Source organism: Modestobacter sp. KNN46-3 (genome assembly GCF_011039295.1).
The window spans coordinates 1-24238 of sequence record NZ_JAAKGN010000066.1 but is presented as its reverse complement, the minus strand read 5'-3'; the positions used below and the strand labels follow the sequence as shown (position 1 = coordinate 24238).

Annotated in this window: 22 protein-coding genes and 1 pseudogene; 13 read left to right on the top strand and 10 right to left on the bottom strand. The window is 73.3% G+C overall.

Annotation, left to right across the window (positions count from 1 at the left end):
* Positions 1-534, top strand: a pseudogene (locus G5C62_RS14870) (phosphoglucomutase, alpha-D-glucose phosphate-specific); the annotation flags it as partial.
* A gap of 88 nt (positions 535-622) precedes the next feature.
* Positions 623-1486: a DUF559 domain-containing protein gene (locus tag G5C62_RS14865; RefSeq protein ID WP_164701598.1), complete on the top strand. Its 864-nt coding sequence runs from the start codon at positions 623-625 to the stop codon at positions 1484-1486.
* Between the two features lie 39 nt (positions 1487-1525).
* On the opposite strand, the gene G5C62_RS14860 is transcribed toward G5C62_RS14865, so the two are convergent.
* The 6 genes from G5C62_RS14860 to G5C62_RS14835 form a co-directional block, all read right to left on the bottom strand.
* On the bottom strand, positions 1526-2077 hold the full coding sequence (locus G5C62_RS14860; RefSeq protein ID WP_164701597.1) for an HAAS signaling domain-containing protein: 552 nt from the start codon (positions 2075-2077) through the stop codon (positions 1526-1528).
* On the bottom strand, positions 2074-2427 hold the full coding sequence (locus tag G5C62_RS14855; RefSeq protein ID WP_206330657.1) for a PadR family transcriptional regulator: 354 nt from the start codon (positions 2425-2427) through the stop codon (positions 2074-2076). Before G5C62_RS14855 ends, G5C62_RS14860 begins: the two co-directional genes overlap by 4 nt.
* Positions 2428-2550: 123 nt before the next feature.
* Entirely contained in the window at positions 2551-4068 is a 1518-nt protein-coding gene (glpK, locus tag G5C62_RS14850; protein WP_164701596.1) for a glycerol kinase GlpK, read from the bottom strand.
* A 25-nt stretch (positions 4069-4093) separates the two neighbouring features.
* Entirely contained in the window at positions 4094-4831 is a 738-nt protein-coding gene (locus G5C62_RS14845) for an MIP/aquaporin family protein (RefSeq protein WP_241175909.1), read from the bottom strand.
* A gap of 159 nt (positions 4832-4990) precedes the next feature.
* Positions 4991-6493, bottom strand: a complete 1503-nt coding sequence (glpK, locus tag G5C62_RS14840) for a glycerol kinase GlpK (RefSeq protein WP_164701595.1) — start codon at positions 6491-6493, stop codon at positions 4991-4993.
* Complete coding sequence (locus G5C62_RS14835) at positions 6486-7181, bottom strand: IclR family transcriptional regulator (protein ID WP_164701594.1); 696 nt, start codon at positions 7179-7181, stop codon at positions 6486-6488. The genes glpK (G5C62_RS14840) and G5C62_RS14835 overlap by 8 nt, the downstream gene beginning before the upstream one ends.
* 160 nt (positions 7182-7341) lie before the next feature.
* On the opposite strand from G5C62_RS14835, the gene G5C62_RS14830 reads away from it, so the two are divergent.
* The 5 genes from G5C62_RS14830 (at position 7342) to G5C62_RS14810 (ending at position 13706) form a co-directional block, all read left to right on the top strand.
* A complete protein-coding gene (locus tag G5C62_RS14830) occupies positions 7342-9069 on the top strand; it encodes a glycerol-3-phosphate dehydrogenase/oxidase (RefSeq protein ID WP_164701593.1) in 1728 nt (575 codons plus the stop codon).
* 158 nt (positions 9070-9227) lie between these two features.
* Positions 9228-9854 carry a TetR/AcrR family transcriptional regulator gene (locus G5C62_RS14825; RefSeq protein ID WP_052090525.1) on the top strand — a complete coding sequence of 209 codons (627 nt, stop codon included), beginning with the start codon at positions 9228-9230 and terminating at the stop codon, positions 9852-9854.
* Between the two features lie 22 nt (positions 9855-9876).
* A complete protein-coding gene (locus G5C62_RS14820; RefSeq protein WP_164701592.1) occupies positions 9877-12117 on the top strand; it encodes an MMPL family transporter in 2241 nt (746 codons plus the stop codon).
* Between the two features lie 75 nt (positions 12118-12192).
* Entirely contained in the window at positions 12193-13134 is a 942-nt protein-coding gene (locus tag G5C62_RS14815) for a hydroxymethylglutaryl-CoA lyase (RefSeq protein ID WP_206330656.1), read from the top strand.
* Between the two features lie 47 nt (positions 13135-13181).
* Positions 13182-13706: a flavin reductase family protein gene (locus G5C62_RS14810; protein ID WP_231557938.1), complete on the top strand. Its 525-nt coding sequence runs from the start codon at positions 13182-13184 to the stop codon at positions 13704-13706.
* On the opposite strand, the gene G5C62_RS14805 is transcribed toward G5C62_RS14810, so the two are convergent.
* The 4 genes from G5C62_RS14805 to G5C62_RS14790 all read right to left on the bottom strand — a co-directional run bounded on the left by G5C62_RS14805 (position 13703) and on the right by G5C62_RS14790 (position 17994).
* Positions 13703-16018, bottom strand: coding sequence for a GAF domain-containing SpoIIE family protein phosphatase (locus G5C62_RS14805; protein ID WP_164701591.1), 2316 nt, complete (start codon positions 16016-16018; stop codon positions 13703-13705). The two genes, G5C62_RS14810 and G5C62_RS14805, sit on opposite strands and share 4 nt — an antisense overlap.
* Positions 16019-16094: 76 nt before the next feature.
* Positions 16095-16589 (bottom strand): hypothetical protein, encoded by a 495-nt coding sequence (locus G5C62_RS14800; protein WP_231558009.1) that lies wholly within the window; start codon positions 16587-16589, stop codon positions 16095-16097.
* Positions 16582-16947 (bottom strand): hypothetical protein, encoded by a 366-nt coding sequence (locus tag G5C62_RS14795; RefSeq protein WP_164701590.1) that lies wholly within the window; start codon positions 16945-16947, stop codon positions 16582-16584. The genes G5C62_RS14800 and G5C62_RS14795 overlap by 8 nt, the downstream gene beginning before the upstream one ends.
* Before the next feature lie 54 nt (positions 16948-17001).
* Positions 17002-17994, bottom strand: a complete 993-nt coding sequence (locus tag G5C62_RS14790; RefSeq protein ID WP_036334144.1) for an aldo/keto reductase — start codon at positions 17992-17994, stop codon at positions 17002-17004.
* A gap of 185 nt (positions 17995-18179) precedes the next feature.
* Here G5C62_RS14790 and G5C62_RS14785 point away from each other — a divergent pair, with 185 nt between their 5' ends.
* The 6 genes from G5C62_RS14785 (at position 18180) to crcB (ending at position 24230) form a co-directional block, all read left to right on the top strand.
* On the top strand, positions 18180-19190 hold the full coding sequence (locus tag G5C62_RS14785; protein ID WP_206330655.1) for a siderophore ABC transporter substrate-binding protein: 1011 nt from the start codon (positions 18180-18182) through the stop codon (positions 19188-19190).
* 37 nt (positions 19191-19227) lie between these two features.
* On the top strand, positions 19228-20247 hold the full coding sequence (locus G5C62_RS14780; RefSeq protein ID WP_206330654.1) for an ABC transporter permease: 1020 nt from the start codon (positions 19228-19230) through the stop codon (positions 20245-20247).
* 4 nt (positions 20248-20251) lie between these two features.
* Positions 20252-21265, top strand: coding sequence for an iron chelate uptake ABC transporter family permease subunit (locus G5C62_RS14775; protein WP_164701589.1), 1014 nt, complete (start codon positions 20252-20254; stop codon positions 21263-21265).
* Positions 21262-22020, top strand: a complete 759-nt coding sequence (locus tag G5C62_RS14770; protein WP_164701588.1) for an ABC transporter ATP-binding protein — start codon at positions 21262-21264, stop codon at positions 22018-22020. The genes G5C62_RS14775 and G5C62_RS14770 overlap by 4 nt, the downstream gene beginning before the upstream one ends.
* A gap of 63 nt (positions 22021-22083) precedes the next feature.
* Entirely contained in the window at positions 22084-23850 is a 1767-nt protein-coding gene (gene ngg, locus G5C62_RS14765; RefSeq protein WP_241175908.1) for an N-acetylglutaminylglutamine synthetase, read from the top strand.
* On the top strand, positions 23847-24230 hold the full coding sequence (crcB, locus tag G5C62_RS14760) for a fluoride efflux transporter CrcB (protein WP_346774123.1): 384 nt from the start codon (positions 23847-23849) through the stop codon (positions 24228-24230). Before ngg ends, crcB begins: the two co-directional genes overlap by 4 nt.
* Positions 24231-24238 lie beyond the last annotated feature (8 nt).

Below are 24238 nucleotides of genomic sequence, written 5' to 3'. Positions count from 1 at the left end.
GTGCCGGTCGGCTTCAAGTGGTTCGTGCCCGGGCTGCTCGACGGGTCGGTCGGGTTCGGTGGCGAGGAGTCGGCCGGGGCGTCGTTCCTCCGCCGCGACGGCGGGGTGTGGACCACGGACAAGGACGGCCTCCTGCTCGCCCTGTTGGCCTCGGAGATCCAGGCCGTGACCGGGAACTCACCCTCGGAGCTGCATGCGTCACTGACGCAACGGTTCGGCGAGTCGGCCTACGCGCGGGTCGACGCCGCGGCGACCCGGGAGGAGAAGGCCGCGCTCGGCAAGCTCTCCCCCGACGCCGTCACCGCCACCGAGCTGGCCGGCGAGCCGATCACCGCCAAGCTCACGAAGGCCCCGGGCAACGACGCCGCGATCGGTGGCCTGAAGGTCACCACGGAGAACGCCTGGTTCGCCGCCCGCCCGTCCGGCACCGAGGACGTCTACAAGGTCTACGCCGAGTCCTTCCGCGGGCCCGAGCACCTCGCCCAGGTCCAGGAGGAGGCCAAGGCCGTCGTCTCCGCCGCCCTCACCCCCTGACCCCCGCCGCGACAGAAATGGCCATTTCTGTCGCGGGGGTTGTGGACGACGCACGCGTGAGTGTCGGCGACGGGGCCACCCTCACCCGGTGTCCAGTCGTCTGAACCGTCTGACCGGCGTCTTCATCGGCAGCCATGCCGTGGCCCAGGGCCACTTGACCGAGCGCGAGCTGCGGACGAAGGGGTACCGCCGGCTGGTCCAGGGCGTCTACGCCGACCCCGCACTGGCTGTCGACCACCAGCTCCGCTGCCGCGGAGTGGCACTGCTGCTGCCAGCAGGGGCGGCCATCGGTGGGTACTCGGCCGCGGCCTGGTACGGCGCCCCCTTCGCCGGGCCCCAGGACCCGGTGACGGTGGTACGTCCTGCGGAGGTCGAGTGGAAGGGGCCGCGCCAGGTCCGTGTCCACCGGGGCCCTCTGTCGGCGTCGGACGTCGAGCGCGTCGACGGCGTCCCGGTGACCACAGCACGACGAACGGCGTGGGACGTCGCCGCCCTGGAGCCACTCGGCACGGCCGTTGCCGCTCTCGACGCGATGGTGCGGTCGGGCGCGATCACGGAACGGCAGTTGGCCGAGATGGCGACGGCCGGAGCCTGTCGGTGGGGTGTCAGCCGTGTGCGGAGAGCGGTGCCGCTCGTCGACCGGCGCGCCGACTCGGCACCGGAGTCGAAGGTCCGGGTCGCCTTGGTGCTCGCCGGCCTCGCACCGGTGCCCCAGCTCGTCATCACTCACCGTGGCACGTTCGTCGGCAAGGTGGATCTCGGCTGGCCGGAGGCGAAGCTGGCGGTGGAGTACGACGGTGCCCACCACTTCGAAGCCGAACAGATCGTGCGGGACGACGAGCGCTACGCGGCCCTGGTCGCGGCGGGATGGCGCATCATCCGGCTCACCTCGACCGACCTCCGCGACCTGGACGGCGTGGTCCGTCGGGTACGCGCTGCCCTGGCGGCCTGACGCATCCGACAGAAATGGCCATTTCTGTCGGATGGGAGGTCAGCGGGTGAGGAGGCCGCCGAAGAGCATCAGGGTGAGGGCCAGCACCGGGGCGCCGATCAGGACGGCGAGCTGCCACCGCCCGAGGCGGGCCATGTCCTCGCCGGTGCGCGGGTCGCGCACGGTGTCGTCGGGCTCGCGCCGGCTCGCGGCGGCGATCCAGGCGGCGCAGGCGGCCAGGACGACGACGGCGCCGGCCGCCATCAGCCCGGACGGGACGCCGAAGGCCGCGTCGTCCCCCGCGCCGAGCCCCCACAGGCTGTCGGCGAGCAGGAAGCTGGCGACGCCGATGACCACGGTGACGACGAGGTGCGCCCACGACAGACCGCTCAGCAGGTGGCGCCAGCCGCGGCCCCGCTGCAGACCGAGCGCCTCGGCCACCTCGTCGGCGTACTGCTTCGGGTCGCCGAACGCCTGGCGCGGGTCCTCCCCGGTCTCGGCGACGTGGCTCTGCACCTCGGCGAGGACCTCGCCGATCCGGGTGCCCGGGACCTCGCGCAACCGCAGCGCCAGCAGCAGGTCGTCGCTCCAGGCCTGGTCGGTGCTCTTCATGGCGTGCTCCTCGCAGCGGGCAGGGGGGCCAGCAGGCCGGCGGCCCGCTCGGTGAAGACGTGCCAGAGCTCGGTCCGCTCGCGGAGGAACTGCTCGCCGGCGTCGGTGAGGGTGAAGAACTTGCGGCCCGGGCCCCCGTCGCCGGCCTCCCAGGACGAGGACACCAGGCCCTCGGTCTCCAGGCGGGTCAGGATCGGGTAGAGCGTGCCGCCCTTCACCGGGCCGAGCCCGGCCTCGGCGAGCCGGGCGGCGATGGCGTAGCCGTAGGTCGGGCCGTCGGCGACGACGCGGAGCACGCACAACGACAGGACGCCGCGCATCCACTCCCCGGGCCACCGTTCTGCTGACACGCGCTAGACAGTACGACTGACTAGTAAGGCGCACAAGCTAGTCACCCGGCTGGGTGCGCCCGGACGCACGGCAGGCCCGCCGGAGCGGACTCCGACGGGCCTGCGGTGCGCGACGAGGAGGCGTCAGCTGACGTCCTCGTCCACCCAGTCCAGCGACTTCGTGACCGCCTTCTGCCAGTTGCGGTAGAACCGCTCCCGCTCGTCGGTGGCCATCTGCGGGTCCCAGCGCTTGTCCTCGGCCCACTTGGCGGTGAGCTCGTCGAGGTCGGACCAGAAGCCGACGGCGAGGCCGGCCGCGTAGGCCGCGCCCAGTGCCGTCGTCTCGGCGATCTTCGGCCGGATCACCGGGACGCCGAGCAGGTCGGCCTGGAACTGCATGAGCAGCTCGTTGCCGACCATCCCGCCGTCCACCCGGAGCTCGGTGAGGTCGACCCCGGAGTCGGCGTTCATCGCGTCCAGCACCTCGCGGGTCTGGTAGGCGGTCGCCTCCAGGACGGCGCGCGCCAGGTGCCCCTTGTTGACGAAGCGGGTCAGCCCGACGACCGCGCCGCGGGCGTCGGAGCGCCAGTGCGGGGCGAAGAGCCCGGAGAACGCGGGGACGAAGTAGGCGCCGCCGTTGTCGTCGACCGAGCGGGCCAGGTCCTCGATCTCCGGGGCGTTCTTGATCATGCCCAGGTTGTCCCGGACCCACTGCACCAGCGAGCCGGTGACGGCGATCGACCCCTCCAGCGCGTACACCGGCTTGGCGTCCCCGAGCTGGTAGCACAGCGTGGTGAGCAGCCCGTTCTCCGACGGGACGGCCTCCTCGCCGGTGTTGAGCAGCATGAAGTTGCCGGTGCCGTAGGTGTTCTTGGCCATGCCCTTGGTGAAGCAGACCTGGCCGAAGGTGGCCGCCTGCTGGTCACCGAGCGAGCCGGCGATCGGGACCCCGGCCAGGAAGCCGGCCTTGCGGCCCTTGCCGTACTCCTCGGAGTTGGAGCGGATCTCCGGGAGCATGGACATGGGGATGCCCATCTCCTCGGCGATGTCGGCGTCCCAGGCGAGCTTCCGGTAGTCCATCAGCATGGTGCGGGAGGCGTTGGAGACGTCGGTGAGGTGGAGCCCGCCGTCGGCCCCGCCGGTCATGTTCCAGATCAGCCAGGAGTCGATGGTCCCCATGAGCAGGTCGCCGCGCTCGGCCTTCTCCCGGGCGCCGTCGACGTTGTCCAGGATCCAGCGGACCTTGGGGCCGGCGAAGTAGGTGGCCAGCGGCAGGCCGACCTTGTCCTTGTAGCGGTCGGCGCCGCCGCCCAGCGCGCCGAGCTCCTCGATGATCTTCGTGGTGCGGGTGTCCTGCCAGACGATCGCGTTGTAGACCGGCTGGCCGGTGCTCCGGTCCCAGACCACCGCGGTCTCCCGCTGGTTGGTGATCCCGACGGCGACGATGTCGGAGGTGCCGGCGTCGCTGCGGGCCAGCGCCTGGCCGACCACCTCGCGGGTGTTGCGCCAGATCTCCATCGCGTCGTGCTCGACCCACCCGGCGCGCGGGAAGATCTGCTCGTGCTCCTTCTGGCCGACGGACACGACGGCGCCGTCGTGGTCGAAGATCATGCACCGGGTGCTGGTGGTGCCCTGGTCGATCGCGGCTACGTACTGGGCCATGGGGTTCCTCCTGGAGGGGGTCGGTTCAGAGGTTGACGTGGGAGAGCGCGCCGGCGAGGACGGCGCCGATGAGCGGGCCGACGATCGGCACCCAGGCGTAGCCCCAGTTGCTGCCGCCCTTGCCGCGGATGGGCAGGACGGCGTGGGCGAGGCGGGGTCCCAGGTCACGGGCGGGGTTGATGGCGTAGCCGGTCGGGCCACCGAGCGAGGCGCCGATGCCGACGACCAGCAGGGCAACGGCCAGCGGGCCGAGCTGGGTGGGCGTGTCCCCGAACCGCAGGATGATGTAGACCAGCACGAACGTGCCGAGCACCTCGGTCATCACGTTGTCCTTGACGGTGCCGGTGGCCGGGCCGGTGGCGAAGGTGCCCAGCTGGGTGCCGGCGGCGTCCGGGTCGTTGTAGTGCCCGTAGTAGGCCAGGTAGGCCAGGACCGCCCCGATGAAGGCGCCGACCAGTTGCCCGGCGAAGTACACCAGCGTGCTGGCGACGCTGACCTCGACGCCGGGGGCGTACTCCTCGGTCCCGCTGACCAGCAGGCCGACGGTGACGGCCGGGTTGATGTGCGCCCCGGAGGTCGCCCCGGCGAAGACGCCGGCGAAGACGGCGAGCCCCCAGCCGAAGATGATGACGATCCAGCCGCTGCCGTTGCCGAGGGTCTTGGGCAAGACGACGTTGGCGACCACGCCGACGCCGAGCAGCAGCAGGATCCCGGTGCCGAGTACTTCACTGCCGAAGACGGTCCACAGACCGACGGTGTCCACGAGTAGGCGCTCCTCACGACGGGCCCGCGACGTCGCGGGCCGTGCTGATCGAGGACGGGGGTGTGGCGATGGTCACCACGCGTCCCGTCGTGCGAGGACCGTAGGAGGCGGGCTGTGAGCTGGACAACAGTGCTGGTGCGACATGGTCGGACGACGACGTCAGGGGGCTCCCCAGGCGATGCTCAGCTCCACCGCCCGCTCCCAGCGGGGGTACTCCGCGGTCAGTGCCCGCGCCCGCTCCGGCGTCGGCGTCCACTGCGCCGACCGGTGCCAGTTCCGGCGCAGCGCCTCGACGTCGGACCACACCCCGACGGCCAGGCCGGCGGCGTAGGCGGCCCCGAGGGAGACCGTCTCCCCCACCATCGGCCGCACGACCGGGGTGTCCAGCGCGTCGGCCACGAACTGCATGAGCAGGTTGTTGGTGGTCATCCCGCCGTCCACCCGCAGGGCCGGCAACGACAGGCCGGAGTCGGCGGCCATCGCCTGCACCACGTCACGGGTCTGCCAGCCGGTGGCCTCCAGCACCGCGCGGGCCAGGTGCCCCTTGGTGACGTAGGAGGTGAGCCCGGCGACCAGGCCGCGGGCCTCCCCCCGCCAGTGCGGGGCCAGCAGCCCGGAGAACGCCGGGACGACGTAGCAGCCGCCGTTGTCGCCGACCGTGCGGGCGAGGGTCTCCACCTCCGCGGCCGAGCTGATGAGGCCCAGCCCGTCCCGCAGCCACTGCACCAGTGCACCGGCGACGGCGACCGAACCCTCCAGCGCGTACCGGACCGGCTCCCCGGCCAGCTGGTAGGCCACCGTGCTGATCGACCCGGAGCGGGTGCGCACCAGCTCGGTGCCGGTGTTCTGCAGCAGGAAGCTGCCCGTGCCGTAGGTGCACTTGGCCTCGCCGGGGGCGAAGCAGGCCTGGCCGAACAGCGCCGCCTGCTGGTCGCCCAGTGCCCCGGCGATCGGCAGCGCCCGGTTCAGCGCGGTGGCCGTGCCCAGGACGCCGACCGACGGGCGGATCTCCGGCAGCATCTCCGCCGGGATGTCGAAGAAGGCGAGCAGGTCGGGGTCCCACCGGCAGCTGCGCACGTCCATCAGCAGGGTGCGGCTCGCGTTCGTCACGTCGGTGACGTGGACGCCGCCGTCCGGCCCGCCGGTGAGGTTCCAGATCAGCCAGGTCTCCATGGTGCCGAACAGCAGCTCGCCGCGTTCGGCGCGCTCCCGGGCGCGGGGCACGTGGTCGAGGATCCAGCGCAACCGCGGGCCGGAGAAGTAGCCGGCGATCGCCATCCCGCTGCGCTGGGCCACCAGGCCGGCGTCGGGCCGGGCGGCCAGCTCCGTCACCAGGTCGGCGGTGCGGGTGTCCTGCCAGACCAGCGCCCGGGTCACCGGCCGGCCGGTGACCCGGTCCCAGACCACGGTGGTCTCCCGCTGGTTGGCGATGCCCAGTGCCACGACGTCCCCGGCGTCGGGCATGTCGCCGAGCACCTGCGCGGCGGTCCGCTGGGTGTTCGCCCAGATCTCCATCGGGTCGTGCTCGACCCAGCCGGGGCGGGGGAAGTACTGGTGGTGCTCGCGCTGGCGGACGGCGACCATCCGGCCGCCCCGGTCGAACACCAGCGACCGCGTCGACGTCGTCCCCTGGTCGACGGCCAGCACGTAGCGGTCAGCCACCGCCGTGCCCCAGCTCGCGGGACACCGCGTGGGCGGCGTCCACCACCATGGCCAGCAGCAGGCTGCGGGGTACGCCGCGGGCGTCGAACAGCGAGGTCAGCGCCCCGCTGACGCCCAGCGCGGCGACCACCAGGCCACCCGCGTCGCGGACGGGGGCGGCGATCGCGCCCACGCCCGGCTCCTGCTCGCCCCGCTCCGCCGCCCAGCCATGGGCGCGCACGTCGGCCAGCTCGGGCGGGTGGGTGGCCCCGTACGCCAGGAGCACCTTGCCCAGTGCCGTGCTGCGCGCGGGGAGGGCGGTGCCGACCTCGAGCACCTGGGCGGAGTCGTCAGGGCGGAAGACGTGGTGGACGACGACGACCTCCGTGCCGGCGAGGGTGGCCAGCCGCACCGCCTGCCCGCTGCGGGAGGCCAGGGCGTCGGCCCAGTTCGAGGAGCGGGCGCGCAGCTCGTTGACGTCCAGGGGCGTGCCCAGCCGGAGCAGCCCGGGGCCCAGTGCGTAGCGGCCGGTGGCCGGGTCCTGCGCCACGAAGCCGACGTGCAGCAGGGTGCGGAGCAGGCTGTGCGCGGTCGTCTTGGCCAGCCCGACCGCCGCGGCGATGTCGGTGACGCCCAGCGTGCCGCCGGAGCCGGCCACCACGCGCAGGATCGCCGCTGCCCGCTCGATGGACTGCACGGTGCCCGGCACGGCGCCCGACGCTAGGCCATCGCGGGCGCGGGTGGTGATCCAGCGCACGTGAGTTGTCCGACCATGTCAGACAGTGGCCGTCGACGGTCCGTCACGGACCGACCTACCGTGGGTGCATCGTGCGCCGTCGCCGGCGATGGCCCGTACCGAGGAGATCGCAATGACGGCAGTCCGCCCACTCGGCCCCGAGCAGCGCGCCCAGGCGTGGGCCGACCTCGCGGCCGGTGACTTCGAGGTCCTGGTGATCGGCGGCGGCGTGACCGGCGCCGGCGTCGCCCTGGACGCGGCCACCCGCGGTCTCAAGACGGCGCTGGTCGAGGCCCGCGACTTCGCCAGCGGTACCTCCTCGCGCTCCTCGAAGCTGTTCCACGGCGGGCTGCGCTACCTCGAGCAGTTCGACTTCGGGCTCGTCCGGGAGGCGCTGCACGAGCGCGACCTCTCGGTCAACCGGATCGCCCCGCACCTGGTCAAGCCGGTGCCCTTCCTCTACCCGCTGACCCGCCACTGGGAGCGGCCCTACGTCACCGCCGGGATCACCCTCTACGACGGGCTGGCCCGCCTCGGGTCGCTGTCGGACCCGATGCCGGCCCACAAGCAGCTGACCCGCACCGGTGCCCGGCGGCTGTTCCCCGCCCTGAAGCCGGAGTCCCTGGTCGGCGCCATCCGGTACTACGACGCCCAGGCCGATGACGCGAGGCACACCCTGACCGTGGCCCGCACCGCCGCGGCCTACGGGGCCACCGTGCTCAACTCCGCCGAGGTCGTCTCCTTCGAGCACGCCGGCGGCCGGGTGGTCGGGGCGAAGGTGCGCGACGTCGAGACCGGGCGCGAGGTCGACGTCTGCAGCGAGGTGGTCGTCAACGCCACCGGGGTGTGGACCGACGACGTCCAGACCTTGGTCGGCGGCCGCGGCCGGTTCCACGTGCGCGCCAGCAAGGGCGTGCACATCGTCGTCCCGCGCGACCGGATCAACGGCGAGGCCGGCCTGATCCTGCGCACCGAGAAGTCGGTGCTGTTCGTCATCCCGTGGGGCAGCCACTGGATCATCGGGACGACCGACACCGACTGGGAGCTGGACAAGGCCCACCCGGCCGCCAGCAAGGCCGACATCGACTACATCCTCGAGCACGTCAACGAGGTGCTGTCGGTCCCGATCACGCACGCCGACATCACCGGCGTCTACGCCGGGCTGCGCCCGCTGCTGTCCGGTGAGCAGGAGTCGACCAGCCAGCTCTCCCGGGAGCACGCGGTCGCCCGGCCGATGCCCGGCGTCATCGCCGTCGCCGGCGGCAAGTACACGACCTACCGGCCGATGGCCGCCGACGCGGTGGACGCCGTGGCCGAGGACGTCACCCGCCGGGTCCCGCCGAGCGTCACCGAGAACATCCCGCTGGTCGGCGCCGAGGGCTACGCGGCGATGGTCAACTCCCTCGACGGGCTGTCCGACCGGTGGGGCATCCCGCGCTTCCGCGCCGAGCACCTGCTCAACCGGTTCGGGTCGCTCACCCCCGAGGTGCTCGACCTGGCCGCCGACGCCCCCGAGCTGCTCGAGCCGGTGCCCGGCGCCGAGGAGTACCTGATGGTGGAGATGGTGTGGTCGGCCGCGCACGAGGCCGCGCTGCACCTGGACGACCTGCTGGCCCGGCGCACCCGGATCTCCATCGAGACCCCGCACCGCGGGGTCGACTCCGCCGCGCCGGTCGCCCGGGCGGTGGCCGGGGTGCTGGGCTGGGACGACGAGCGGATCGCCAGCGAGGTGGAGAGCTACACCGCCCGCGTGGAGGCCGAACGCCGCTCGCAGGAGGCTGCCGACGACCAGGAGGCCGACGCCGCCCGGGTCGCCGCACCGGACACCCGCGCCGTCGCCGTCGGCCGCGCCCTGGGCTGAGCCCCGCCGGGATCAGGTGACCTGATCCCAGGGGGACCTACCGGGTGGCAGACCGCCGGGTAGGTCCCCACAGGGTCAGGTAGGAGGCCCGGCCGGCCCGGCCGGGGTGACGCAGTTCGCATGTCGATGCACGGCTGTATCCAATACAGTCCTGCATCGTGACCGACGTCGACCTGCAGCGGCCCAAGCGCCGTCGTGAGGCGACCGTCGAGCGGCTGCTGGACGCCGCCCTGCAGACCTTCGCCGAGCAGGGCTTCGCCGCGGCCAGCGTCGAGGACATCTGCAGCCGCGGTGGGTTCACCCGCGGCGCCTTCTACTCCAGCTTCAAGACCAAGGACGAGCTGTTCGAGGCGTTGATGACCCGCGAGGTCGAGCGCGACCTCGCCCGGGTCGCCGAGCTCCTCACCGGCCTCGCCGACGAGCCGGATCCCCTCGCCGCTGCGGTCGACCGGGTGCTGGGTGCCTTCCGTTGCGACCGCACCTGGGCCCTGGTGGTCACCGAGTACACGCTGCACGCCGCCCGGAACCCCGAGGCCGCCGAGGTGCTGCGCCGGCACGACGACCAGCTCGGCAGCCGGCTCGCCGACCTCGTCGACCGGATGGCCGCCGAGGCGGGACTGACCTTCACCCTGCCGGCTGCCGACCTCATCGGGGCGGCCACCGCGTTGCTCAGCGGGCTCACGGTCATGTCGCTCACCGCGCAGGGCGACCTCGAGCCCCTGCGCCGCACCGCCCTGCTCTCCCTCGTCCGCGGCGCGGTGTCGCCCCCCTCGACCACCCCCTGACCGGCTGAAACCAGGAGAACCGATGTCCACCCTGCTCTACCGGATCGGCCGCGCGGCCTACCGCCGCCGCGGGCTGTTCTCCGTGGCCTGGCTCGCGGTCCTCGGCCTCGTCGTGACGCTCTTCCTCACCATCGGCGGGGAGTTCGACGACGAGTTCACCATCCCCGGCTCGGAGTCCCAGGCGGCGCTGGACCGGCTCGACGAGGTCTCCCCCGCAGCCGCCGGGGTCGGCGCGCAGCTGGTGTTCATCGCTCCCGAGGGCGCCACGGTGGCCGACCCGCAGTACGCCGCCGCCATCGCGGAGACCGTGGCCGCGGCCGGCCAGGTCGACCAGGTCGCCGGGGTGCAGGACCCCTTCTCCACCCAGTCGATCAGCCCGGACGGGCGCGCAGCCCTGGCGCCGGTGCAGTACTCGGTGCAGGGCCCCGAACTCGGCGAGACCGCCCTGGAGGACCTGCAGGCGGCCACCACCGCGGCCACCGACGCAGGCCTGGAGGTCGAGGTCGGCGGTGCCGCCTTCAACACCGGGGCGGTCACCGTCGGTCCGCTGGAGCTCATCGGCGTCGTGGTCGCCGTCCTGGTCCTCGTGATCACATTCGGCTCGCTGCTCGCCGCCGGCATGAACCTGCTGACCGCGCTGGTCGGCGTGGGCATCGGGCTCACCGGGCTGCTGGCGACGTCCGGGCTCATCACGCTCTCCTCGACCGCCCCGACGCTGGCGCTGATGATCGGCCTGGCGGTCGGCATCGACTACACGCTGTTCATCCTGTCCCGGCACCGCTCCCAGCTGGCCGCCGGCATGGACCCCGAGGAGTCCGCGGGGCGGGCCGCCGGCACGGCCGGGTCCGCCGTCGTCTTCGCCGGCCTGACCGTGATCATCGCGCTCTCCGGGCTCGCCGTCGTCGGCATCCCCTTCCTCACCGTGATGGGCCTGGGCGCCGCCGGGACCGTGCTGGTCGCCGTCCTGGTCGCGCTCACCCTGCTGCCCGCGCTGCTGGGCTTCGCCGGCTCCCGACTGGTGCCCAGGCCGGGGTCCCGCGCCGCCCGCCGCGAACGCGCGCTCGCCGAGCACGAGGGGGTGCCGGCCCGTACCGGGGGTGCCCGCTGGGGCGCCTTCGTCACCCGCCGGCCGCTGCTCACCGTGCTGGTCACGGTCGTCGGTCTGCTGGTGGTCGCGATCCCCGCGCTGCAGCTGCGGCTGGCCCTGCCCGACGCCAGCACCGCCGCGGAGGAGAGCACCACCCGGCAGGCCTACGACGCGGTCAGCGAGTTCTTCGGCCCCGGGGCCAACGGCCCGCTCATCGTCTTCCTCGACGGGCTGGAGCCGGCCACCGCCGAGCAGGCGGCCGGCCAGGCCGCCGCCGCGATCGGCGGCACGCCGACCGGGCAGCCCGGGGAGTTCACCGGCGGCCTGGACGACGTCGCCTTCGCCGCGCCCCAGGTGCTCGCCGACGGCACCGCCGCGATCGTCCAGGTCGTGCCGGAGAGCGGCCCGCAGGACGAGGCGACGACCGCACTCGTCGCCGAGCTGCGCGACCTCGCGGACGACCTGGCGGCCGACACCGGCGCCGACGTGACGGTGACCGGGCAGACCGCCGTCGCCATCGACGTCTCCGACCGGCTGGGCGACGCGCTGCTGCCGTTCACCCTGGTCGTCGTGGGGCTGGCGCTGGTCCTGCTGCTGCTGGTCTTCCGCTCGGTCCTGGTGCCGATCAAGGCCGCGCTGGGCTTCCTGCTGTCGGTCGGTGCCTCGTTCGGCGCCGTCGTCGCGGTGTTCCAGTGGGGCTGGCTGATGGACGTCTTCGGGGTCCCGGCCACCGGGCCGGTCATCAGCTTCATGCCGATCCTGCTGATGGCGGTCCTCTTCGGCCTGGCCATGGACTACGAGGTCTTCCTCGTCTCCCGGATGCGCGAGGAGTTCGTGCACGGGGCGGCCCCGCAGGCCGCGGTCGTCGCCGGCATGCGGCACGCGTCCCGGGTGGTGGTCGCGGCGGCACTGATCATGTTCTCGGTGTTCGGCAGCTTCGTGACCATCGAGGACGTGACCGTCAAGGCGATCGCCTTCGGGCTGGCGGTCGGCGTGCTGGTGGACGCGTTCGTCGTCCGGATGACGCTGGTGCCCGCCGTGCTGGCGCTGCTGGGCCGCTCGGCCTGGTGGCTGCCGCGCTGGCTGGACCGGCTGCTGCCCGACCTGGACGTCGAGGGCGCCAAGCTCGGCCGGACCGTGGAGGCCGAGCGCATCCCGGAGCCGGTGGGCAGCTGAGCACACCCGGGTCCCGGTTCCACGTGGAACCGGGACCCGGGGGCAGGATGGGGGTCGACGGCGAGGAGGCCTGGCGTGAACGAGTTCGACCTGGTGCTGCCGACGGCGGTCCACATCCGTGAGGTCGGGATGCGGGACGGGCTGCAGCTGGAGGACCCGGTCCCCCTGGCCGAGAAGCTGGCCATGCTGGAGTCGCTGGTGGCCACCGGCGTCCGGCGGATCGAGGTGACCTCCTTCGTCTCGCCGAAGGCGGTGCCCGCCCTGGCCGACGCCGACCAGGTCGCCGCCGAGCTGCACCGCTTCGACGGCGTGCACTTCTCCGCCCTGGTGGCCAACCCGCGGGGCGCGGTCCGGGCGGTCGACGCGGGCATCGCGCACCTGGAGTACGTGGTCTCCGCCGCCGACTCGCACAGCCGCGCCAACGCCGGCCGCTCGACCGCCGAGGCGGTCGCCGCGGTGGGGCAGATCGCCGAGCTCGCCCACGGCGCCGGCGGCTCCCTGGAGGTCATCGTCGCCACAGCCTGGGACTGCCCGTTCGACGGGCGGACGCCGGTGGCCCGCACCGTCGACGTCACCCGGGCCGCGGTCACCGCCGGCGCCGACCAGCTGTGCCTGGGCGACACCATCGGGACGACCACCCCGGCGCGCGTCGTGCGGCTGCTGGACGAGGTCCGCCGGGCCTGCCCGGGCGTGCCGCTGGGCGTGCACTTCCACGACACCCGCGGCACCGGCCAGGCCAACGCGCTGGCGGCCCTGCAGGCCGGCGTCACCCAGCTCGACTCCTCGGTCGGCGGCCTGGGCGGGTGCCCGTTCGCGCCGGGCGCCAGCGGGAACATCGCCACCGAGGAGCTCGTCTACTGGCTGGCCGACGCCGACGTGGCGACCGGCATCGACCTGGACGCCGTCCTGGCTGCGGCCGCGGTCACCGAGCGGGCCGTCGGTCATCAGCTGCCCAGCTCCCTGTACCGGGCCGGTGGGCGCAACGCGCCCCGCGGCGCGGTGGTCAGCGGTGGGTGACCGGTCGCACGGTGCCCCACCGGGTCGCGCGTGATGGGATCGACGGCGTGAACCCAGGAGCGGACGTCCCCCCGGCAGTGGTCGACCCCTCGGTGATGCGGGACGTGCTCGGGCACTTCGTCTCCGGCGTCACCGTGGTGACGGCGATGGCCGCCGACGGCCCGGTGGGCTTCACCTGCCAGTCGTTCAGCTCGCTGTCCCTGGATCCGCCGCTGGTCGCCTTCGCCCCGGCCCGCACGTCCCGCACCTGGCCGTTGCTGCGCGAGGCCGGCCGGTTCTGCGTCAACGTGCTCGCCGACGAGCAGAGCGGCCTGTCCCGGCAGTTCGCCCGCTCCGGCGCCGACAAGTACGCGGGCGTGCAGTGGGCGCCCAGCCCGCACGGCTCCCCCGTGCTCGCCGACGTCGTCGCCTGGATCGACAGCGAGCTGTGGGCCGAGTACGACGGCGGCGACCACACCATCGTCGTCGCGCGGGTGCTCGACCTCGGCGCCGACGCCTCCCGCACGCCGCTGCTGTTCCACCGCGGCGCCTACGGCCTCCAGCAGGCGCGGCTGGGCCCCGAGGAGAGCTAGCCGAACCGCAGGGCGAGCACCGCGACGTCGTCGCGGCGGTCGGGGTCGCCGCCGACGGCGTGCAGGCACAGCGCTGCCGGGTCGTCGACCGGGGCGTCGCGGAGTCGCTGGACCAGTGCAGCGATCCCCTGGTCCATGTCCTGGCCGGGCCGTTCGATCAGCCCGTCGGTGTAGGCGACCAGCGTCGCCCCGGTCGGGATCTCCACCGCCCGGGACTGCCGCCGGTGCGTCATGTCGACACCGATCAGCATCCCGGTGACCCCGTCCAGCATCTCGACCGTGCCGTCGGCGTGGCGCAGCAGGAGCGGCGGGTGCCCGGCGTTGGCCAGCTGCAGGCGCCAGGGCTCCCCGTCGGCGCTGGGCCGCTCGGCGCGGCCGTAGACCATCGTCGCCATCGGGGCCACGTGCAGGCCCTGGACCAGTCGGTCGACCCGGCCGAGGATCTCCCCGGGGTCGCCGTCGCCGGCGTCCCAGGCGCAGGCCCGCAGCAGGCCGCGCAGATGCCCCATCGCCGCGGCTGCCGCGACGTCGTGCCCGACCACGTCCCCGACGGCCAGACCGACGCTGTCGTCGGGCAGGTGGAGCAGGTCGTAGAAGTCGCCGCCGACGTCGGCGGAGCTCGAGGCGCTGAGGTAGTGGGCCGCCGCCGTGACGCCGGGGATCTCCGGCAGCTGGGGCAGCAGCGAGCGCTGCAGCGTCTCGGCGACGGTGTGCTCCTGCTGGTACAGGCGGACGTTGTCCATCGCCATGGCGGCCCGGCGGGAGAGGTCGCGGGCCAGGTCGACGTCGTCGGCTGCGAACCGCCGGTCCTGGCTCTCGGCCACCAGGGTGAGCGCCCCGAGCGTGCGGCGGCGGGCGACCAGCGGCACGGTGAGCTGGGACGAGGTGCCCAGCTCGGCCATCACCTCACGCAGCGCCGGGTCGGGGGCGGCTGCGAGCAGGATCTCGTCGGTGATCTCCGGGACCAGGACCGGCTCGCTGGACCGGAGCACCCGCCGGATGGGTGCGGCGTCGGGCAGGTCGGCGATGCGCAAGGCGGCGAAGCGGCGCAGCTCCTCGGTCATCCCCCGCCGGTGGGCGGCCGAGGTGCCGGAGACCGAGCCGTGCTCGTCCACCAGGGTGACGAACACCCAGTCGGCGAGCAGTGGGACGCAGAGGGAGGCCAGCCGCTCGAGCAGGTCGTCCATGTCCAAGGTCGCGCTGAGCGTGCTGGTGGCCTCGGCCATCAGCGCCAGCCGGCTCTGTGCCTGCACGGCCTCGACCCGGGCGGCGTCGGCGGAGGCGTGCGCCTCCTCGGCGTCCTGCCGGGCGGCCCGCTCGGCGGCGAACGCTGCCCGGCGGTCGTCCTCGACCCGGACCCGCTCGGTGACGTCGGTCTGCACGCCCACGAAGCTGACCAGCGACCCCTCACCGTCGAACACCGGCGTGATCGAGACCTGGTTCCAGAAGGCCGTGCCGTCCTTGCGGTAGTTCAGCAGCGTGGTGGTGATCGGCTGCTCGTCGGCCAGCGCCTGACGCAGGTCGTCGACCGCCTTCTGCTCGGTGGCCGGGCCCTGCAGGAAGCGGCAGTTGCGGCCGACGCTCTCCTCGTAGCCGTACCCGCTCATCCGGGTGAACGAGGGGTTGACCCACACCAGTGGGTCGTCCTCCTGCCGCGGGTCGGTGATGGTGAAGGCGATGTCGGTGGCGACGACCGCGCGTTCCCGCAGTGCCTGCAGCTGCGTCTCGGGGTCCGTGTCGTCGCCGGGCTCGTCGAGCTCGAGGAAGACCACCAGCGACAGCCGCTGCTCGCTGTCGTTCCGGGACAGCGGGAAGCCGCTCACCCACAGCACCTGGTGGGCGTCGTCGCCGGCGCCGGCGGCGCGCTGGGTGTTCGAGCTGTCCCGGGGGCTGAGCCGGACGGCCTCACCGGCGACCAACCGTCCGGCGGCGACGTCGGACAGCGGGCCGCTGCTCTTCGCCAGTGGTGCACCGGAGAGGTCGGTGAGCCCCGCGGAGGCACCCCAGGTGTCGATGGCGACCGGCAGGCGCACGCTGCCGGCGAGGTCGATGGCTGCGGCGTTGGCGTACGTGACGGTGCCGTCGGTCTGGTCGATGACCAGCACGGCGACCGGGACGTCGGAGAGCACCCCGGGCAGCGCTGCCTGAGCGCTGCGCTGGCTGTCCGTCCCGGAGACCGCTGCCTCGGCTGCCCCGACGACGGACGCCTGCTGGCGGGTCTGCTCGGGCTGGTCGGGGGCGCTGGGCAGGACGTCGGCCAGGGCAGCGGCGGCTTCGCGGGGGACCTGGACCGGTCGCCTGTCGGACGGCACTGCGCGATGTTACGAGAGGGACTTCGATTGCGCACCACAGAGCGCTGCTGGGGCGGGAGGACGTCCCCCGCACGGGTCACCCGGTGCGGTCGGGCCCGTCACCCTGGGCCTGGGCGAGCCGGGACTGGTGGCGCAGCCACAGCAGCCCGAGCACCGGGAGCAGCAGGGGCACGTACCCGTAGCCCTGCCCGTAGCCGGACCAGACGGTGGCGTCCGGGAAGGCCGCTGGGTCCAACAGCGACAGCGTGCCGACCACCAGCACGCCGGCGAGTTCGATCGAGCAGGACACCACGGCGGTGCGCCGGCCGCCGCGGCCACCGCGGGCCAGCCCGATCGTGGCGATCACGTAGACCACCGCGGCGACGGCCGACAGCAGGTAGGCGAGCGGCGCCTCGTCGAACTGGGTCGACAGCTGCACCGCCGCCCGGGCGCCCGCGGCGAGTGCGAACACCCCGTAGAGCGCCACCAGCACCCGCCCGGGGCCGCGGGTCGTCCCCGGGGCGGCGCTCGTCGCCTCTCGGGCCGGCCGGCCCAGCGCGCCGCCGCCGGTCGCCCCACGCTCGTCAGCCACCGGTGACTTCCCAGAGGTCCAACAGCCGCCACAGCATCACGGCGACGGCCAGGGTGGCGACACCGAGCACGGTGCCGGCCCAGCGGGTGGGTTCCGAGCGGGCCCACAGCACACCGGCCACCGGCAGCAGCACGACGCTGACCAGGTAGGCGAGGAAGGTCGGCAGGTCCTCGGGCCGGTCACCGCGGGCGAGCGCGGCCACCGCCACGCCGAGCTGCACCAGCAGCAGGAGCTCCAGCAACGCCGTCCCGGCCAGGTGCGCGGTGCCGATCCGGCGGCGCAGCGCCGTGCTCAGCCCACCGAGGGCGGCCAGCACGACGGCGACGACGGTCGCGGCGACGACGAGCGGGGTGCTCACCGGCGGCAGGCGGTCGGGGTGGGTGGCACGGGCCCATCCTGCCCGGCGGCCGGATCAGCGGTGCAGGGTGGACATGTCCGGGTACCGGTCGCCGGCCGCGGCCCCGGCCGGTGCGGCCTCGTCCAGTGCCCGCAGGTCGTCGTCGGTGAGGACGACGTCGGCGGCGGCGGCGTTCTCCTCCAGGTACCGGACCCGCTTGGTGCCGGGGATCGGCACGACCGTCGGGGCGCCGTCGCGGCCGGACCGGGCCATCACCCAGGCGAGGGCGAGCTGGGTGGCGCTGACGCCCTTGGCCGCCGCGAGCTCGCGGACCCGGTCGACGAGCTCGAGGTTCCGGGCGAAGGCCTCGCCCTGGAAGCGGGGGTTGCGCCGGCGGAAGTCGTCGGGCTCGAGGTCGTCGACGCTGCGGATCTGCCCGGAGAGGAACCCGCGGCCGATCGGCGAGTAGGCGACGAAGCCGATGCCCAGGTCCGCGCAGGTGGCCAGCACGCCGTCCTCCTCCGGGTCGCGCGTCCACAGCGAGTACTCGGTCTGCAACGCCGTGACCGGGAGGACGGCGTGCGCCCGGCGGATGGTGTCGGGCGCGGCCTCGGAGATGCCGGCGTGCCGGATCTTCCCCGCCTCCACCAGCTCCGCGAGCGCGCCCCAGGTCTCCTCGATCGGCACCGTGGTGTCGACCCGGTGCTGGTAGTAGAGGTCGATGACGTCGACGCCCAGCCGCTGCAGGGAGGCGTCGCAGGCCCGGTGCACGTACTCGGCGCGGCCGTTGATCCGGATGAAGGAACCGTCCTCGCCGCGCTCGTTGCCGAACTTGGTGGCCAGCACCACCTCGTCGCGGCGGCCGGCGATGGCCTGGCCGACGAGCCGTTCGTTGGTGAAGGGGCCGTACATGTCGGCGGTGTCGAGGAACGTGACGCCGAGGTCGAGGGCCCGCCGGACGGTGCGCTCGGCCTCGGCCTGGTCGCCGGTGCCGTAGAACTCGCTCATCCCCATGCAGCCCAGGCCCTGGGCGGAGACGGTGAGGTCGCGGAGCATGCGTGTCTGCATGGCCCCCTCCTGCCCCGCACCCGGGGTGCGCAACCCGCGCGCCGGTTCCCACTGAGTGGGAGATGCGACCGATGGGGTCACGAAAGGGTCACGGGACGGTGACATCCGAGCGAGCGGCTGCATATTTAGGCACGCCTAAATAAGGCAAGCCTCACCTTCTCGAACGCCTGACCCTGGAGTCCTGCATGCGCACAAAGCCCTGGCCGCTGGCCGGCGCCGCCCTGTCCCTCTCGGCCCTGCTCGCCCTCGCCGCCTGTGCGGACGACGTCGCGACCGAGACCGCCGCCGCGGAGGCCGAGACCGTCACCTTCACCTGGGACCGGAACACCGCCGCGGAGGAGGAGGAGCCTCAGCTCGAGGAGACGACGGTCGAGGTCCCGGTGGACCCCGAGAAGATCGTCGTCTTCGACATGGCCAGCCTGGACACCATCGGTGCGCTGGGCGGCGAGGTCGCGGGCGCGCCGCTCGACTTCGTGCCCGAGTACCTGCAGGACAGCCTGGCCGACGACGCCTTCGACGCCGGCACGCTGTACGAGGCCGACCTCGTCGAGATCGAGGCCCAGCAGCCCGACCTCATCGTGATCGGAGGCCGGTCCTCGGCGTTGTACGACGACCTGAGCGAGATCGCGCCGACCGTCGACCTGGGCATGCGCGGGTCCTTCACCGACACCCTGGAGCGCAACACGACCTTCCTGGGCGAGGTCCTCGGCGCCGAGGACGAGGCGGCCGCCGCGGTCGCCGAGATCGAGGCGGGCATCGCGGAGGCCCAGCAGGTCACCGCAGCGGCCGGTACGGGCCTGGGGCTGATGGTCTCGGGGGGCCGGCTCAGCGCGATGGCCCCCGCCGGGGAGGACGCGAGCGGGCGCGGCGCGCGCGGCGGCCTGATCTACGACACCTTCGGCGTGGAGCCCGTGGTGGAGGACATCGAGGCGGCCACGCACGGCGAGCCGGTCTCCTTCGAGTTCCTGCTCGAGACGGACCCCGACCACCTCTGGGTCGTCGACCGGGACGCCGCCACCAGCGCCGAGGGCGCCCAGGCGGCCGCCCAGGTGCTCGACAACGAGATCGTCCAGCAGACGACGGCCTTCAAGGAGGACCAGGTCCACTACCTGGACCCGACGGCCTGGTACGTCGTGTTCGGCGGCATCGAGACCGCCCAGATCATGATCGACGACGTCCTGAAGATCGCCGACTGACCGTGTCGGCCTCGATCGAGCCAGCTGCCGGCCCCCGTTGACAGCGCTCGACACCACCCCGAGGAGCACCTCCGTCCCGGCGCGGCCGCGCCGCACCTGGGTGGGGGTGCTCATCGGCGTCCTCCTCGTCGCCCTGGCGCTCACCGGCCTGTTCGTCGGCGTCTCCGACGTGACCCCGGGCTCGCTCTCCCGCGGCGGCGCGGGCGGGGATGCCGCCTTCCTGCTGGTCGCCAGCCGGATCCCGCGCACGCTCGCGGCGGTCCTGGTCGGTGCCTCGCTGGGCATCGCCGGCCTGATCATGCAGATGCTGGTGCGCAACAAGTTCGTGGAGCCGGGCACCACGGGCGTCAGCGAGTTCGCGACGCTCGGCATGCTCGTCACGATGGTCTTCCTGCCCGGCCTGGCCGTCGTCGGGAAGATGGGCGTGGCCGCGGTCTTCGGCCTCTTCGGCACCTGGGTGTTCCTGCGGGTGGTGCGCTTCGTGCCGGTGCGCCAGCTGGTGCTCGTCCCGCTGGTCGGCATCATGCTCGGCGGCGTCGTCGGCGCCGTCACGACGTTCTCCGCCTACCGCCTCGACCTCCTGCAGTCCCTCGGGCAGTGGTCGCAAGGCAGTTTCGCCACGGTCATGCAGGGCCGCTACGAGTTCCTCTGGATCGCCGGGCTCATGGTCGGGATCGCCTGGTTCGCGGCCGACCGGTTCAGCGTGGTCGGCCTCGGTGAGGAGTTCGCCACCAACCTCGGGCTGGACCACCGGCGGGTCGTCGCGGTCGGCATGGTGGTCATCGCGGTGATCACGGCCGCGGTCCTCGTCACGGCGGGCATGATCCCGTTCCTGGGGCTCGTCGTCCCCAACATCATCAGCCTGATCATCGGGGACAACGTGCGCCGGGCGATCCCGTGGGTCGCGGGCCTCGGGGCCGTGTTCGTCCTCGCCTGCGACCTGATCGCCCGCGTCGTGCGCTTCCCCTACGAGATCCCGCTGTCGGTCATCGTCGGCATCGTCGGTGCGGCGCTGTTCCTCTGGCTGCTGCTGCGGAGGCGGAGCCGTGCTCACTGACCCCATGTCCACCGAGTCCGGTGCGCTGCCGAGCGCGGGCCTGCACCGTTCCCGGCTCGCCGCCTCCTGGGCGAGCCCGCGGTCCCGGCTCACCGTGCTCGGCGCGGTCGTCCTGGCGCTGACCGCCGGCTACCTCTTCACCGACGTCCCCGGGTCGCTCGCCTTCGCGCTGAGGGTCCGCGGCCTCACGGTGATCGCGATGCTCGTCGTCGCGACGGCGGTCGGCGTCTCCACGGTGGTGTTCCACACCATCACCCAGAACCGCATCCTCACCCCCTCGATCATGGGGTTCGACGCGTTCTACGTGCTGATCTCCACCGTCATCGTCTTCTTCTCCGGGTCAGCGGCGTTCCTGGCGTTCGACCAGTTCGCGCTGTGGCTGATCCAGGTCGTGGTGATGGTCGGGTTCAGCGTGCTGCTGTTCACCTGGCTGTTCGGGGGCAAGCGGCGCTCGATCCACCTCATGCTGCTGGTCGGGATCGTCCTGGGCACGTTCTTCCGCAGCGTCACCGAGTGGATGCAGCGCATGCTCGACCCGCTGGACTTCCAGGTGCTGTCCGATGCGATGTTCGCCTCCCTCACCCGGCCCGACGAGACCCTCCTGGCGCTCACCGCCGGCCTCGTCGTGCTCGGCTGCGCCCTCGTCGCGCCGCTGCTGCGCACCCTCGACGTCCTCACGCTGGGCGAGCCGGCCGCCGTCGGCCTGGGGGTGGACCACAAGCGGGTGGTGATGGTCCTCTTCGTCGGCGTCTCGGTGATGATCGCCGCCTCGACGGCCCTGGTGGGGCCGATCCTCTTCTTCGGCCTCATCGTCGCCAACCTCGCCTACTCCTACGCGGGGTCGTTCCGCCACGTGTGGACGCTGCCCGCCGCCGTGCTCATCGGCATGACCTGCCTGCTGGGCGGCCAGCTGGTCCTCGAGCGGCTGTTCGGCTTCGGCGGCACCCTGTCCACGGTCATCGACTTCGCCGGTGGCCTGTTCTTCCTGTACCTCGTCCTGCGGAAGGGGGCGCGGTGATCGCGCTCGAGAACGTCACCAAGCGCTACGGCCGCCAGGCAGTGGTCGACGACGTGTCCATCACCTTCGGCGGCGAGGGCGTCACGGCGCTGATCGGCCCCAACGGTGCCGGGAAGTCGACCCTCTTCGGCCTCGTGGGCCGCCTGCTCCAGCCGGATGCGGGCCGGATCACCGTGGACGGGATGGACGTCGCGTCGACGCCGTCCGGCGAGCTCGCCAAGGTCCTGGCGGTGCTGCGCCAGGACAACCACGTCGCGGCGCGGCTGACCGTGCACGACCTCGTGGAGTTCGGCCGCTTCCCGCACTCGCGGGGGCGGCTCACGCTGCACGATCGCGAGCACATCGAGGACGCGATCGGCTACCTCGACCTCGGCCCCTACCGGAACCGGTTCCTCGACGAGCTCTCCGGCGGGCAGCGCCAGCGCGCCTTCGTCGCGATGGTGCTCGCGCAGGACACCGAGTACGTCCTGCTCGACGAGCCACTGAACAACCTCGACCTGCGGCACATGGCCGAGATCATGCGGCTGATCCGTCGGATGGCCGACGAGCTCGGCAAGCGGGTGGTCGTCGTGCTGCACGACATCAACTTCGCCGCCACCTACGCCGATCGCATCGTCGCCATGCGGAACGGCATCGTGATGGCCGACGCCCCCGCGCGCGAGGTCATGCGCCCCGACGTGCTCGCCGCCGTCTACGACACCCCCGTCGACGTCCGCGAGATCGACGGCAAGCCGGTTGCGCTGTACCACGGCTGAGGCGACCGAGCGGCGGTTCCACGTGGAACCAGTGCGGAAACGTCGGTCGCCTACGGTGGACCGGTGACCAGCGCACCCCGGAGGTTGGCCGGCCACCGCACCCGTCGTGAGGTCGGCACGGCGTTCAGCAGCCGGTCCTGGCAACGGCCCACAGCGCACGAGCGCGCGGGCATGCAGGACGACGTCGTCCTGGACATGGGCTGGGGCCGGCTGGTGTTCGGCCAGACCTTCGACGACCTCTCCGGCGTGCTCGCCGCGCTGCGGGCCGAGGAGTCCGGGCGGCGGGACATCTGCGTCTACCCCTGGGACCCGCAGGTGCTCGTCGGGATGGCCCCGGACGAGCTGTTCATCGACCCCTCCTTCGTCTACCGGCTGCCGCTGCACCGCTACCGGCCCCGGGAAGAGGTCATCCGCGGCGTCTTCGTGCGCACCGTGACCTCCGCGGCCGAGATGGAGCGGATCAACGAGCTGTACTCCCGCGCAGGCATGGTCATCGGGGACGCCGCCACGATGTGGCGTAACCACCGCACCCGCACCTTCACCTACCTGGTCGCCGAGGACACGCGCACCGGGCAGGTGATCGGCACGGTCACCGGCGTCGACCACCAGCTGGCGTTCGGCGACCCCGACGGTGGGGCCAGCCTGTGGTGCCTGGCCGTCGACGCGCAGGACGCCCCGGCCGGCGCCGGTGAGGCGCTGGTGCGGGTGCTGGCCGAGCGCTACGCGGCGCGGGGCCGGGCGCACCTGGACCTCTCGGTCATGCACGACAACCGCGCGGCGATCGCGCTGTACCGGAAGCTGGGCTTCTCCCGGATCTCCGCGGTCTGCGTCAAGCGCAAGAACCCGATCAACACCCCGTTGTTCGCCGCTCCCCCGCTCGGGCTGAACGAGCTCAACCCCTACGCGCGTGTCATCGCCGACGAGGCGCTGCGCCGCGGGATCCGGGTGGAGGTCACCGACGCCGAGTTCGGCGAGCTGCGGCTGGCGCTGGGCGGGCGATCGGTGCTGACCCGGGAGTCGCTGTCGGAGTTCACCTCCGCGGTGGCGATGAGCCGGTGCGACGACAAGCGGGTGACCCGCCGGATCATGGACCGGGCCGGCGTCCGGGTGCCCCGCGGGGCCGTGGTGGCCGACGGCGCGGACGCGGGCGCCCGGCAGCTGCTGGCCGACTGCGGCGCCGTGGTGGTCAAGCCCGCGCGCGGCGAGCAGGGCAAGGGCATCACCGTGGGCGTCCGCGACGAGCCGGCGCTGGAGCGGGCCCTCGCGCTGGCCGTGCAGCACTGCCCCGACGTCCTGGTCGAGGAGCTCGTCGCCGGCGACGACCTGCGGGTCGTGGTGATCGACCACCGGGTGGTCGCGGCCGCGCTCCGCCGGCCGGCCGAGGTGGTCGGCGACGGCCGGCAGGACGTGGCCGCGCTGGTCCGGGAGACCAGCCGCCGCCGGCAGCGGGCCACCGGCGGGGAGTCGAGCATCCCGCTGGACGACGCCACCGCGGAGGTCGTGGCCGACGCCGGGCACACCCTGGACGACGTCCTGCCCCGGGGCGAGCGGCTGCGGGTGCGGCGGACGGCGAACCTGCACACCGGCGGCACGATCGACGACGTCACCGACCGACTGCACCCCGACATCGCGGCGGCGGCCGTGCGGGCCAGCCGGGCCATCGGCATCCCGGTGACCGGGCTGGACTTCATGGTCCCGGACGTCGCGGGCCCCGAGCACGTGTTCATCGAGGCCAACGAGCGGCCCGGGCTGGCCAACCACGAGCCGCAGCCGACCGTGGCCCGCTTCGTCGACCTGCTGTTCCCCGAGACGCGCGGGGCGAGCCGCTGATCGGCTACGTCGCCGCCGCCCTCGGCGGGGTGCTCGGTGCGCTGGCCCGCTGGGGTGTGGCCGAGGCGTTCCCCTCCCCCGTCGGGGGCTGGCCGTGGGCCACGCTGCTGGTCAACCTCACCGGGTGTGCGCTGATCGGCGCCCTGCTCGCCCTCCTGCTGGCCCGGCACCCGGACTCCCCGTGGCTCCGGCCGTTCCTGGCCACCGGGGTGCTCGGTGGGTACACGACGTTCTCCACCTTCGCGGTCGAGACCGTACGGCTGGTCGAGGACGGCGCCGTCGCCCTCGCCGGCGGCTACGTGCTGGTCTCGGTCGTCGGGGGCGTGCTGGCGGTGGCCGCCGGGCTGACCGCCGGTCGTGCGGTGGTGAGCCGGCCGTGACGGCGCTG